This is a genomic window from Heliorestis convoluta (genome assembly GCF_009649955.1).
GTDB lineage: Bacteria > Bacillota > Desulfitobacteriia > Heliobacteriales > Heliobacteriaceae > Heliorestis > Heliorestis convoluta.
This window is the reverse complement of the sequence record NZ_CP045875.1, coordinates 1055746-1069309: the sequence shown is the minus strand read 5'-3', so window position 1 is coordinate 1069309 and position 13564 is coordinate 1055746. Positions and strand designations below refer to the sequence as shown.

Here is a 13564-nt window from a genome sequence, read left to right as displayed (position 1 = left end):
GAGCGGGGCTTGGGATCTCAACGGTTGCCAGCTTTGCTGGCGGTAACAGTGTGGATCCAGTCCAAAGGGGAGGAAAGCGAGATGCTTAGGCTCCCGTATAAGGGTACGAAAAAAATATCGAAAAATGTTTGCTAAACTTGTTGACAAGTCCAGAGATAAGTGATAACATACTGTCCTGTGACCGGGGTTTGGTCGCAAACAGTCTGGCGGTGTAGCTCAGTTGGTCAGAGCATACGGTTCATACCCGTAGAGTCGTAGGTTCAAATCCTACCACCGCTACCAACGTAATATGGAGGGATTCCCGAGTGGCCAAAGGGAGCAGACTGTAAATCTGCCGCGTAAGCTTCGAAGGTTCGAATCCTTCTCCCTCCACCATTTTCTCCACCGTTGGGGTGTAGCCAAGTGGTAAGGCAGCGGACTTTGACTCCGCCATTCGTTGGTTCGAATCCAGCCACCCCAGCCATATAAGGCCCGTTGGTCAAGTGGTCTAAGACACCGCCCTTTCACGGCGGTAACAGGGGTTCGAATCCCCTACGGGTCACCATATTTTGCCAGCGTAGCTCAATTGGTAGAGCAACTGACTTGTAATCAGTAGGTTGCGGGTTCAATTCCTGTCGCTGGCTCCATCGTACATAAGGGTCTGCGGGATCACCAGGTGGATGGAACGGCTGGAGTCTAGTTGTTTGTATCAGCTATGAAGAAGTTCTACCGATGAAGTCATGGGATCTAACTACCCGAATCGCAATGGAGACCGCTTTAAAGCAAAGGCTTTAAGCGGTTTTTTGCGTTTCTGTTCTCATTTTGTTCTCATTGTGAAAAGACTTGACAAAGTAATGATTCCGTTGTCAAATGGAAGGTGTAGCTTACTTTTTAAACAACTAAAAGAGAAGGGGGTTTTTTTATGAAGCAAAAAAAGTATATCGTTCTTGCCTTGTTACTGTTCTTCTCGATAATGGTCGTGACTTCTGCGATTGCGGCACCGCCTACTGTTTTTATTAATGAGGTTCCACTCCTTTCTGAGAGTCCTGCTGTGATTGAAAACAATCGAACGCTAGTGCCGATGCGTGCTATTTTTGAGGCTCTCGGTCAAACTGTTACATGGAATGCAGAAGAACGTTCCGTTACGTCAGGACATATATGGTTACAAATCGATAATCGAGAAGCGAGAGTAGGCGATAAGATTATCGAGTTAGATGTAGCCGCTACGATTATCAATGACAGAACATATGTACCCTTACGCTTTATTGCTGAAAGTTTGGACAAAAAGGTAGCTTGGGATGGCGAACAAAGACGTGTTGATATTAATTGCAAACCTTTAGAGGATTCCTTGATAGAATTTGATTTGGAGAAAGTTTTCTATGAAGAAGGTATCTTAAAAGCAGAAGGAATCTTCTACAATCGTGGCAATGATACCATTACAAAAGTAAATTATATTGATATCAAAATTTACATGGCTAATAAGGATGGAGAACAAGCCGTTGTGGCTGATCACAGATTCGAAAATATTCCTGTCCAATTAAAGCCGGGCGAAAATGTTGCTTATGTCTTTATCTTTGCAGGCGTACCAGAGTATAAAGATGCTACGTCTTGGGGTTTTGATGCCTATGACCTAGACTATGAATCTACAAAGTGAGCAGGAGATTTTTAGACAGAGATAGAAAGCCTTTTATGAACCTTCTACTGTGAACATAAAAGGCTTCTTTGTTGCTTTCCTAATGAATAAAGATGCAATATTGTATGGAAAGGAGGGTTTTTGTGAATCTCAGTATAGATCCTATAACGAATCCTTCGAAAGATGAACGTATGTGGGCTATGTTGTGTCATATATCATCTTTTCTTGGCTATCTTTTACCCCTTGTTGGACAGATTGTTCCACCTTTGATCATCTGGTTGCTCAAAAGGGAGTCTATGCCTTTTGTTGACGATCAAGGAAAAGAAGCGCTGAATTTTCAAATCAGCCTTTTACTATATACTTTTATAGCAGGCATATTAGTGGTGATTGCCATTGGAATCCCCTTTTTGATCATTATTCCAATTGCTCATTTCATTCTAACGATTATTGCGGCGATCCGATCGAATGAAGGAATTCGTTATCGTTACCCTTTGACAATTCGATTGATTCGCTAGATCCATTTCAGGCTTCTTGAGGAGTTGAATCTGTGGAAAATCTCTATGTAGTTGCCCTCATACTGGCGATTGTAGAGGGTTTTACAGAGTTTTTACCGGTTTCGTCGACAGGACACTTAATTTTGTTAGGTCACTTGCTTGGATTCGATGATGAAAAAGCAGCTACTTTTGAGATTTTTATACAGTTAGGCGCCATACTATCAGTTCTTTTCCTTTACAAGGAAAAATTTATTGATATGGGTCAGCTTTTTTTCAAGCAAGGCTTAAAACCACCTCGCCATGGGTTTTCTGTATTGCATTTGCTTGCAGCCTTAATGCCGGCGTTGTTACTGGGCTATCTATTGCATGGTCTTATTAAAGAACGGCTCTTTTCTGAGGAAACGGTTATCATTGGACTTGTTGTCGGTGCTGTCTTGTTGCTTGTGGCCGATCGTTATTCGGCCAAAGCAAAGGTTGATAGGTTTGATGACATTACGCTTCGACAATCTTTTGCTGTAGGTTTGTTTCAATGTTTATCCTTATGGCCTGGCTTTTCCCGTTCCGGAGCGACCATTTCAGGTGGCATTCTCGTAGGGTTAACACCCAAAGTGGCGGCGGAGCTTTCTTTTATTGTAGCTGTACCGATTATGTTTGCTGCAACAGGCTATGATTTGCTCAAATCTTACCACATCTTAACAATGGCGGATGTTCCTGTCTTTGCCCTTGGTTTTGTAACAGCCTTTTTTGTGGCCTGGCTATCGATTGTCTGGTTTTTGCGGTTCTTGGAAAACGTAGGCTTGGCGCCTTTTGCCTATTATCGATTTATCCTGGCTGCTTTCTACTGGATATTTTTCTTGTAGAATGGAGAAAAGAATTATCAATGTAGGGATAAGGATGGATCATGACGAATAAAGATAATCGTCCTATTGCTAGAGAAAAGAAAAGAATAAACTGCCTGCGCTGTGAGCACTTTTATATCACCTGGGAAGATCGGCATCCTCGAGGTTGTAGACTTCTTAACTTTAAAACAGCACATATGCCCAGTCTCGTAGTGTTTCAAAGCTGCGGCCATCCCTGTACAGGTTTTCAAGAGAAAAAAGGCAAATAGTCTGAAAATAATATTGAAAAAGTACCAAAAAGTACTTGTCAAAAGAGTAACACTGTGGTACACTTTAGTCAGGCAATATCCTTACAGTTTCAGAGAGAGAGAGAAACGAAAAAGGAGCGTAGAAAGCATCGTCAGGTAGGTTGTCAGGTGGGTTTAATTCATTCGAAGGTTTTTAGAGAAAGATTTTCCTAGGATTTACCCAGTCATGCTGAGTGTCACCTGGAGAAAACCGTAAGTGGTTGCGATGTTTGTCTTTCAATCCGGTGTTTCTAGTATTCTCGAGTTTGGGTATTTTGGTTGACTACGTGAACCTACTGGTAACTTGGTAACGTCGATTTATTAGTACGGTATATTTAGTAGACTTAAGATTGGTAAGTTGAATCCCTTTTGTTGGGTAAATCAGCCCATATGGTGAATCAGGTAATTCTGGTTTCGAAACTTTGGTAAGGTTTTTTAGTGACTCTCTGCTTGGGTAGAGTTAGTGACTTTAGTTTGGTGAATTGAGTAGTTTTAGGGTTATTCAGTAGTAACTCAGCAATCGGGTATGTTGTCTCTTGTTACGTCGGTAAATTTAGTCCATCACCTGTTTTTTCTTAGGGAAAGGGTTGGTTTTGAATCCTTTACTTTGGTAGATTGTTTAGTCTATGTAGGAACTGTAGGGATGGTTGCTTCTAGAGAGAAGGCTTTTTAATCAGCCTTCTCTTTTTGTTTTTTTCTTGCCCTTCTTGCTGTCATCATTTATTCTTAATAGTATATTCTTATAAAAGCTTTGTTAAAGTTTTATTCGTAATGTTTGTATATTTTATACAGGAGGATCTTCATGACACAAGATGTGAGACGAATTTATGTTGAGAAAAAAGAAGGTTTTGATGTTGAAGCTCGAAGTCTCTATAGCGATTTGAAAGAGAATTTGGCTATACAAGGCTTAGACGGCTTGCGCATTGTTCATCGTTACGATATAGCAGGTATGACTGATGAGGAGTACAGAGAAGCTCGCAATACGATTTTTTCTGAGCCTCCTGTAGACCGTGTCTATGATGAAGTTTTTCCAGTGGAAGAAGGAGACCATCTCTTTGCTTGGGAATACTTGCCGGGGCAATACGATCAAAGAGCCGACTCAGCCGCGCAGTCTGTTCAGCTTTTAACGCAAAAAGAAAGGCCTCTTATTGTAACAGCGCCTGTGATTGTACTCCGCGGCTCCCTTACAGAAGAGCAAATCAATAAGATTAAGTCTTATCTTATTAATCCCGTAGAAGCAAGAGAAGCTGCTTTAGAAAAGCCTGAGACTTTAACGGTAAGGGCAGAGGTACCGGCTGATGTGGCCATTTTGCATGGCTTTACTCAGAAGTCAGAAGAAGAGTTACAAGCTTGGATGGACGAAACCGGTTTGGCGATGAATATAGAAGATCTGATCTTTTGTCAAGCCTATTTCCGAGATGAAGAAAAGCGCGATCCCTCGATTACGGAAATTAAAGTAATTGATACTTATTGGTCCGATCACTGTCGTCATACTACTTTTTTAACAAAAATTGAGGATGTAACCATCGAAGAAGGTCTTTTTGCAGAACCGATTCAAAAAGCCTATGAAGAATATGTGGCATCTCGTAACTTTGTCTATGAAGAGAAAGTGAACGAACGAGATGAATGCTTGATGGATATTGCTGTACTGGCCATGAAGGAACTACGTAAAAAAGGGTTGCTCAGCGATTTAGATGTTTCCGATGAGATTAACGCTTGCAGCATTGTAGTCCCTGTTGATGTGGATGGTCAGACTGAAGACTGGCTTGTTATGTTCAAAAATGAGACGCACAACCATCCTACTGAAATTGAGCCCTTTGGTGGTGCTGCTACTTGTCTCGGAGGTGCCATTCGCGATCCTTTGTCGGGACGCTCTTATGTCTATCAAGCCATGCGTGTAACAGGCAGTGGCGATCCTCGACGCAAGGTGGAAGAAACCTTGCCTGGTAAATTGCCACAACGAAAGATTACCATTGGTGCTGCTGCTGGTTATAGTTCTTATGGTAACCAGATTGGCCTAGCAACAGGGCAAGTTGCTGAACTATATCATGAAGGTTTTGTGGCCAAAAGAATGGAGATTGGCGCTGTTATGGCGGCAGCTCCGAAAGAGAATGTGGTTCGGAAAAAGCCTGTCGCCGGTGATTTGATTGTGCTTGTTGGTGGTCGCACCGGTCGCGATGGCTGCGGTGGCGCTACCGGCTCGTCCAAAGAGCACACAGAAGACTCTCTCTTTACTTGTGGCGCCGAAGTGCAAAAAGGCAATCCTCCTACAGAACGAAAGATTCAAAGGCTTTTCCGCAATGCCCAAGTAAGCAAAATGATCAAAAAGTGTAATGACTTTGGTGCCGGCGGTGTTTCAGTGGCCATTGGTGAGCTTACCGAAGGATTGCATATTAATTTAGACGCAGTGCCTCGTAAATACGAAGGTTTGGATGGTACTGAACTGGCCATTTCGGAGTCACAAGAGCGGATGGCTGTCGTCATTGCACCAGAAAACGTGGAAGCCTTCCAGCGCTTTGCGCAAGAAGAAAATTTAGAAGCCATTGTTGTTGCGACCGTAACGGATGAGCAAAGATTGAAAATGTTTTGGCGTGGACAAGCCATTGTTGATGTAAGTCGTCAATTTCTTGATACCAACGGTGTGCAACAAAAGACAGAAGTGGTTGTAGAAGCACCGGAAGAGCAGGAAAACTACTTCCAAAGCATCCCGTCCAAAGTGAAAGAAACCTTACCTGATCTAAAGGAAGCCTGGTTAACGAACTTAGAAGACTTAAACGTTTGCAGTCAAAAAGGTCTTGTGGAGCGCTTTGACAGCACCATTGGCGCTGGATCTGTTCTACTGCCTTTTGGTGGACGCAATCAAGTCACGCCGGCAGAAGGCATGGTAGCAAAAATTCCTCTTCTTTCGGGAGAGACGAAAACAGCGACAGCCATGACCTTTGGTTACGACCCCCATCTTGCTTCTTGGAGTCCCTTCCACGGTGCATTTTATGCCGTAGTCGAAGCGGTTGCTCGTGTTGTAGCACTTGGTGGAGACTATCGCAAGATTCGCCTTACTTTACAGGAATACTTTGAGAAGCTTGGGCAAGATGCGCGCAAGTGGGGCAAACCTTTTAGCGCTCTTTTAGGTGCTCATGCGGTTCAGAAAGCGCTACAAATTCCCGCGATTGGCGGCAAAGACAGCATGTCTGGTACCTTTAAAGATTTGCATGTTCCGCCAACGCTCGTTGCTTTTGCTGTAAATGTACTCAACGCCGACAAAGTGGTTTCACCAGAATTCAAAAAGTTTGGTAGTACTGTTGTGCTTTTGCCTTTGCCAAAGGATGGTAAGGCTTTGCCTTGTCTCGACCAACTGGAACGGAATTATCAAAAAGTTTATGAACTGGTGCAAAAAGGCCAGGTTCTTGCTGCCCAGACAGTCCGATTCGGTGGTATTGCAGCCGCTGTAAGCAAAATGGCTTTTGGTAATACCATTGGCTTCTCTTTTGACGAGGCTATAGAAGAACATCGTCTTTTCAGTGCTGATTACGGTTCTTTACTTCTAGAAATTCCATCCTCTGTTGATCTAGCTGCAGCCTTTGGTACTGTCGCTTATGAAGTACTCGGAATGACAGTTGAAGAGCCAGCTATTCGGATCAACGGTGTGAACATTTCTCTGGAAGAGGCGCAACAACGCTGGGAAAGTCCCCTTGAAAAAATCTTCCCTAGCAAAGTAGAAGCGCCTGGTGAAGCCAAGGAGATACTTTTTGACGGTGCGACCAAGGGCTTAGAAAGAAGCAAAAGCACTTTAGCCCTAGCCAAACCAAGAGTCTTTATTCCTGTCTTTCCTGGTACCAATTGTGAATACGATACGGCTAAAGCTTTCGAAAAGGCCGGTGCGCAGGCCGATTGCTTGGTGATTCGAAATCTGACAGCTGCTGATGTAGAAGAGTCTATTGAAGCGATGGTGGCAGCCATTGAAAAAGCACAAATCATTATGATTCCTGGTGGTTTTAGTGCTGGTGATGAGCCGGAAGGTTCTGGCAAGTTTATTGCTACCTTCTTCCGCAATCCAAGGGTCAAAGAAGCAGTGACCCAGCTCTTAGAGCAAAGAGACGGCTTGATGATTGGGATCTGCAATGGCTTCCAGGCTTTGATTAAGTTAGGTCTTCTCCCTTATGGTGAGATTCGAGAGATTACGGAAGATAGCCCGACTTTGACCTTTAATACCATCGGTCGACACATTTCTTCTATGGTTACTACGAAAGTTGTCTCGAATCTTTCCCCCTGGTTACAAGAGACAGCTCTCGGTGACATCCATAGTATTGCCATGTCTCATGGTGAAGGTCGCTTTGTAGCCAGCGATGCCCTACTGCAGCAGCTTATCGAGAAGGGTCAAATTGCTACACAGTATGTCGATGACCAGGGCAAGCCGACCATGGCCATGCCCTATAACCCTAACGGCTCTGTTTGTGCCGTAGAAGGCATCACAAGCCCTGATGGACGTATCCTCGGTAAGATGGGTCATTCAGAGCGCATTGGTAACCATGTGGCTATCAACATTCCTGGGGAAAAAGATCAAAAGATCTTCCAGGCCGGTGTGAACTACTTTAAGTAAGAAGATCTGAAAAGGTAACTGTACAAGCTTTAGGGTTTGTGCAGTTACCTTTATTCTTCTTCCAATAAATACCTTGTCATTATAAAAAAGAGCTGTTATCATTACAAAAGTGCTGGAAGTGATCTCCTGTAATCTTATTTCCTTATTAAGCAGGAACAAGTTGTGGGAAAGATGCCCACCAGCTAAAAAAACAGTAGAAAGGATTTGAGAAAATGAAAAAATGGACTCTAACGGCCTTCATTACGTCGGCACTTTTTATGGGTGCTGTTGTAGCGGCTAGTGCTTTTAGTCCTATCAAGATTTTCGTTAATGGAGAAGAGATTCAGTCTGATGTGGCACCACAAATTGTAGAAGGTCGTACACTTGTGCCAGTTCGTGCGATTGCTGAAGCTTTGCAAGCTGATGTAGAGTGGGATGGAGAGACTTCAACTGTATACATAAGCACAGAATCTGCCGAAGCGGCTGCCCAGGCTGCGCTTCGTAGTCAGTTACGACAAGATTTTTCACAGTGGCAAAGACTTTCTAGTGCAGCTTTTGGTGAAGTATTAGAAAAAATTGATGCTTTAGAAGAATTAACAGTAGAAGAACAAGCAACTGCATTAGAAGAAATTCAGACGATGATTGATGAAGAAATCATTGCCCAAGCTTCCTCTTATCGAACGCCACCAAGACATAGCAAGGTTAATCAGGACTTCTTAGAGAGCGTCTTCCAAGTACGTTCAGGAAGTGCATTGCTTTCTCTAGCTCTTGAGGAAAAGCAAAACAACAATGCTACAGCTGCAGAAGCTTTAATGGCTGCTGCTGATGACTTTATCCAGCAAAAAGAGAAAGCCAATCGCTTTATGAATATGAGCTGTATGGAATGCCACAGCCCCCCACAGGCCCAACCATTGCCTTTGCCTGTAGAAGTGACTGAAGAGAGTTCCAACGAATAAGACAAGCTATAGAAGGTCTCCTCGTGCCCCCCATAGGCACAGCCCTACGATGAAAATAGCACTACAAAAGACCCATCGTATACTTTATCGTTACGATGGGTTTTTACTATTTACTTCCAAATGATACTTCATGTATGGCCTATGTTGAATGGCTCATTCTTCGCTACAAAAGCTCCAACAAAGCCGTCAAGTCATTTTCTTCTGTCAAAAGAGATGCAAAAAGATCGCCTTTTTGCTTTACTCTATCTACGACCGAGGTTAGATTGAAAGCTTGTGGATCTACATTGCTTTTCACTTCTGACCACGCTAATGGTGTTGAGACAGGTGCACCAGGAAGGGGTCGAGGACTGTAGATAGAAGCCAAGGTTTTTCCCTTTCCTATCTGCCAGCAATCGAGATAGAGAGCTTGTCCTCTTCTTTCAATCGAGCGCTCTAGGGTAACGCGGCAGTCTATCTTTTCTATAAATCGGGCTAAGACGATAGCGCATTGCCTTGCTGTATCATAGCTATACTGGGGCTTAAGGGGCACATAGATATGCAAGCCCGATCGTCCCGATGTTTTGGGGTACGAAGTCAGTCCAAAACTATCTAAAGCTTCTTTGACGAGCCAGGCAACTTCTACGACGGTCTCAAATGACTGGCTCTCATGGGGATCGAGGTCGAAGACCATATAAGAGGGTACATGGAGCTGTGGACTTTGTGAAAGCCAGGGATGAAGTTCGATGCAGCCGAGGTTGATTAGGTAAAGTAAGTCAATCCAGTCTTTTACGAGACAATAGGTAATGGACTTCTTACTCTGACGGGAGTAGATAGCAATACAGGTAGCCAGGAGGGGCGAAAAGAAGGGCTTTCTTTCTGATAAAATGACTTTCCCTCAACCCCATCAGGGTGGCGAACCATGACAATCGGTCGTTTTTGTAGATGAGGCATGAGATAAGGCGCTATTTGCAAGTAATAGTCTAAAAGATCTCCTTTTGTATACCCTTCGTTAGGCCAAAAAATCTTGTCTAAATTGGTCAGGCGAAGTTTTTTTCCCTTCCCTTTTACTTCTAAGGTTCTATCGTCGATAGCAACGATGGATGGCGTAAGCGCAGATCTTGGGTCCATTCTAGATATTGCACTATGATTGGGTAGGGTTGGTGGACTTTGTGATAGCCTTGTTTTTTCACTTCCGTCGTTGATTCTTTCATCTGCTGAGGATGGAGACGTACGTACCATAGCCGAGCCTCCTTCTGGGAGATCCCTGTGCCTACTTTTCCAATATACTGCCATGTATTTTCCAGAGGCAAGCCAAGGGCGAGAGAAGCAATTTGACCTTCTTGAGACTGGGTAAAGCCAATCACAAAACAAGAAAGTTGTCGAAAGTTTTTTACTTTTTTCCAGGTTCTTGCCTTTTTTCCTGGTCGATAGAGGCTGTTGCGATCTTTGCCGACCATGCCTTCTAAGTTCAGTTTTTGAATGGATTGGAAAAAAGCAATGCCCGCGGCCTCTTCCGCTTTTGTAAAAACGATATGATTAGAAGGCACTAGCTCTCTTTCTAGCTTGGCCAAGCGCTTTTCCAAAGGGTGTTCTAAAAATGATTGATTTTGCCACTGCAATAAGTCAAAGATCATATATAAAACAGGATAGACTTTCCGACCTTCTTCAATAGAGGATGCTTTTTGAAAACGATGTCGCTTGAGTACTAAAGGAAAGCTGGGTAAACCATCCCTATCAAGAACAACAAGCTCACCATCAACAATGGTCTTACTTCGTCCAGAAGAGAAAAAGGGTGAGTTAACAATTTCGGGAAACTGCTTTGACATATCCTTGCCATTACGGCTCCGTAGCATCATACCTTCTTCTGTGATTGTTGCTAAGCAACGAATGCCATCCCACTTGATTTGAAACAAGTAATCAGGATGATCAAAAGGCGCTGTCGCTACCTGTGGTTCCATGGGCAAAAGATAGGTCATGACGTTTTTCTGCGCTCTGTTGTGCTTTTTGTGGTCTTGCCTTTTTTCGTTGTTTTTTTCTGTTGTGCTTGCTGGGCTTTTGCTTGATCGAGACTTACTTTCAAAGCTTCCATCAAATCAACAACTTTTCCTTTCGGTGCGGGAGCCGTTGGTTGATCGATAATCTCTTGGCCTTGTACTTTTTCTTGTAGATAGTGGTTCAACTTTTCTTTGTATTCATTTTGCCATCGCTCTGGGTTGAAAGGCTCTGTAAGGCTTTCAATCAGTTGAATGGCCATGGTTTTTTCTTTGGCTGAGACTTCTACGCTTTGCCCTAATTCTCCCAGTTGGTCCATAGAGCGAATCTCTTCGGGAAAAAGCATAATATGCATTGCCAAGCCCTCACCGTATACGCGAAGAGCGGCAATGGCTTCTTTGGATCGCAAGGTAACTTTGGCTAAAGCCAGACGGTTCATTTCTTGCAGTGCTTGATGTAACAAAGCGTAGGCTTTTTGACCTTGCTGATCCGGTGCTAGATAGTAGGTTTTGACAAAGTAGATAGGATCGATTTCTGGAAGATTAACAAAAGATTGGATCTCAATGGTACGACTGCTTTCAGGCTCTAAAGCTTCGAGCTCTTCTTCTGTGACAATGACAAAACGACCTTTCGTGTATTCAAAGCCTTTGACGATTTCTTCTGGTTCCACTTCTCGGTCACAGTGAGGACATCGTTTCTGGTATTGAATGGGATGATTACATTCTTTATGGAGAAGACGAAAGCGAATATCTTTATCTTCTGTGGCTGCAAACAGTTTGATCGGAATGTGGACGAGACCAAAGCTGACAGCACCTTTCCAAAGACTGCGCATCAGATACACTTCACCTCCTGCGATCAGTTTGCCCTGCAAAGAAGAGAAAAACCAAGGGCTTAAGTAGCATAGCAGAGCACGTAGGAGCACTGAAAAAGTGATTTTTCGGAAAAACCCTCCTGCTCGCCTGTACAGTTAAAGATAAAGATCAATATCAATATTTCCTGATTACGTTGGAGTTACTTTATACAGGGGCCAGGTCATCACGCTTTCCTCCGCTCTGGACTGGTCCCACGCTGTTACCGCCAGCAAGCTACTGATACGCTGAGGTCCCAAGTCCCGCTGCGGAAAGCGTGATGCCCAGGCCCAGAGGACTTTTGCTGATTGTTACTTTCCGTTGACATTGCTTTGCGAAATATATGCAACTGCTTATTTTTTTTGCATTTGCAATAGGCCAAAACTCAGTCACAACCAGCAAAATGTACCTGGGTCAGGCGTTATGACTTCCTGGAGAGAGGACTTCAGACCTCAGCCATCGGCAGCTTGCTGCCGCTCATGGCGTGGGATGAGTCCGTTCGGAAGGAATTCATAACGCCTGAACCCACCACAAGGTAGCTATTTTCGTTTTCTAATCGAATAATAACGAACAATCGAATATATTGTTTGTTGTAGATCCTTCGATTAATGGGTATAATTGGTATTAAGGGGGGGTGCAATTTATGGAATTCAGAGAGACAAGTCAAATTGAGCTAAAATCCGAGCTTAATGATTCTGTAAAAAAAGAAATTTTGGCTTTCGCTAATACAAATGGCGGAAAAATATACATTGGTGTTGATGATCACGGAAATGTTATTGGCCTCAAAAATGCTCAGCAAGATTTAGAATCAATCAGCAATATGATTCGAGATTCAATAAGGCCCGATATATCAATGCATACTTCTGCTACTATAATAGAAGCAGAGCAGAAGGAAATCATTGTAATAGAAGTATCAAAAGGAACAAAAAGACCGTACCATTTGTCTAGTAAAGGCTTAAGGCCGAGTGGTGTGTTTGTAAGACATGGTATAACATCAAGTCCTGCTTCAGAAGAAGCGATTCGGCAAATGATTATTGATAGCGACGGAAACACATTTGAGAAGACACGTTGTCTAAAGCAAGATCTATCTTTTGAATATGCTAAAAATGTTTTTCAAGAAAAGGGATTGCCTTTTAAAGAAGCTCAATATAGAACTTTAGGCATGGCAGATGAAGATGGGTACTTTACGAATTTAGGACTTTTGTTATCCGACCAATGTGAGCATTCCATAAAATGTGCTATCTATCAAGGAACGAGTAAGCTAGAGTTTAGAGATCGCAAAGAGTTTCATGGATCAATTTTGAAACAACTCGCCGAGGCTTATGAATATATTAACTTGCAAAACAAAGTAGAATCAACTTTCGAGGGGTTAAGTAGAGTAGAGATACCTGATTATCCATACTTCGCAATACGAGAAAGTTTAATCAATGCGGTTGTACACAGAGATTACAGCTTTGGTGGTAGCATTCTTGTTCATGTGTTCGAAGATAGAATTGAAATTGTATCTATCGGTGGTCTCGTATTAGGTTTAACACAAAAGGACATTTTCTTAGGCGTTTCGGAAAGCAGAAATAGAAATTTAGCGAACTGTTTTTATAGACTAAAGCTTATTGAAAGCTATGGAACAGGTATTCAGCGAATCAAAGAGAGCTATCGTTCTTTTCGGGTTGATCCTGAGTTTCATATATCGGACAATGCATTTGTTGTTGTTCTACCAAATACTCGATATAAGAAAGATCTGAAAAGCAATGAAGAAAAAGTTCTGGAGATTATCGGAAGGAAAGAAAGGGTTGCACGAAGAGAATTAGAGAAAGAACTTGGATTAAGTAAATCTAGTGTAACAATAATTTTGAATAAGCTACTCGACGAAGGTTTCATTGTTCAAAAAGGTAACGCTAGAAATACCGTTTATCAACTCGTTAAGGGTTCTTTTTGATAAGAGATCGAGTACCCTGGGCGTTCCCCCTGGTCTCCTTGCCTC

The 13564-nt window shown here is 42.9% G+C and carries 10 protein-coding genes and 5 tRNA genes; 11 read left to right on the top strand and 4 right to left on the bottom strand.

Annotated elements, in window-relative coordinates; genetic code table 11:
* The first annotated feature begins 205 nt into the window (after nt 1-205).
* The 10 genes from FTV88_RS04905 to FTV88_RS04855 all read left to right on the top strand — a co-directional run bounded on the left by FTV88_RS04905 (nt 206) and on the right by FTV88_RS04855 (nt 8764).
* A tRNA-Met gene (locus FTV88_RS04905) sits at nt 206-282 on the top strand.
* Between the two features lie 9 nt (nt 283-291).
* Nucleotides 292-375 (top strand) — tRNA-Tyr (locus FTV88_RS04900).
* A gap of 13 nt (nt 376-388) precedes the next feature.
* Nucleotides 389-463, top strand: a tRNA-Gln gene (locus tag FTV88_RS04895).
* A gap of 5 nt (nt 464-468) precedes the next feature.
* A tRNA-Glu gene (locus tag FTV88_RS04890) sits at nt 469-544 on the top strand.
* A gap of 6 nt (nt 545-550) precedes the next feature.
* Nucleotides 551-626: transfer RNA gene (locus FTV88_RS04885), tRNA-Thr, on the top strand.
* 275 nt (nt 627-901) lie between these two features.
* Nucleotides 902-1633 carry a copper amine oxidase N-terminal domain-containing protein gene (locus FTV88_RS04880; protein ID WP_243137332.1) on the top strand — a complete coding sequence of 244 codons (732 nt, stop codon included), beginning with the start codon at nt 902-904 and terminating at the stop codon, nt 1631-1633.
* A gap of 122 nt (nt 1634-1755) precedes the next feature.
* Nucleotides 1756-2127, top strand: a complete 372-nt coding sequence (locus FTV88_RS04875) for a DUF4870 domain-containing protein (protein ID WP_207707915.1) — start codon at nt 1756-1758, stop codon at nt 2125-2127.
* A gap of 32 nt (nt 2128-2159) precedes the next feature.
* Entirely contained in the window at nt 2160-2966 is an 807-nt protein-coding gene (locus FTV88_RS04870) for an undecaprenyl-diphosphate phosphatase (RefSeq protein WP_153724654.1), read from the top strand.
* 1068 nt (nt 2967-4034) lie between these two features.
* Nucleotides 4035-7829 carry a phosphoribosylformylglycinamidine synthase gene (locus tag FTV88_RS04860; protein ID WP_153724652.1) on the top strand — a complete coding sequence of 1265 codons (3795 nt, stop codon included), beginning with the start codon at nt 4035-4037 and terminating at the stop codon, nt 7827-7829.
* 212 nt (nt 7830-8041) lie between these two features.
* Nucleotides 8042-8764: a copper amine oxidase N-terminal domain-containing protein gene (locus FTV88_RS04855; RefSeq protein WP_207707914.1), complete on the top strand. Its 723-nt coding sequence runs from the start codon at nt 8042-8044 to the stop codon at nt 8762-8764.
* Nucleotides 8765-8927: 163 nt separating this feature from the next.
* Here the strand turns inward: FTV88_RS04855 and FTV88_RS04850 are convergent, their stop codons facing one another.
* Genes FTV88_RS04850 through ku form a run of 4 tightly spaced genes read right to left on the bottom strand, consistent with a single transcriptional unit; the run spans nt 8928 to nt 11567 of the window.
* Nucleotides 8928-9575, bottom strand: a complete 648-nt coding sequence (locus FTV88_RS04850) for a DNA polymerase domain-containing protein (RefSeq protein WP_368277581.1) — start codon at nt 9573-9575, stop codon at nt 8928-8930.
* A complete protein-coding gene (gene ligD / locus FTV88_RS16115; RefSeq protein WP_368277512.1) occupies nt 9530-9871 on the bottom strand; it encodes a non-homologous end-joining DNA ligase LigD in 342 nt (113 codons plus the stop codon). Before ligD ends, FTV88_RS04850 begins: the two co-directional genes overlap by 46 nt.
* The gene (locus FTV88_RS04845) at nt 9814-10719 is read right to left on the bottom strand and encodes an ATP-dependent DNA ligase (protein WP_153724650.1); all 906 of its coding nucleotides are present in this window, start codon (nt 10717-10719) and stop codon (nt 9814-9816) included. The genes ligD and FTV88_RS04845 overlap by 58 nt, the downstream gene beginning before the upstream one ends.
* Nucleotides 10716-11567, bottom strand: coding sequence for a non-homologous end joining protein Ku (ku, locus tag FTV88_RS04840; RefSeq protein ID WP_153724649.1), 852 nt, complete (start codon nt 11565-11567; stop codon nt 10716-10718). Before ku ends, FTV88_RS04845 begins: the two co-directional genes overlap by 4 nt.
* Nucleotides 11568-12226: 659 nt before the next feature.
* Here ku and FTV88_RS04835 point away from each other — a divergent pair.
* The gene (locus FTV88_RS04835; protein ID WP_153724648.1) at nt 12227-13519 is read left to right on the top strand and encodes an RNA-binding domain-containing protein; all 1293 of its coding nucleotides are present in this window, start codon (nt 12227-12229) and stop codon (nt 13517-13519) included.
* The last annotated feature ends 45 nt before the right edge of the window (nt 13520-13564 follow it).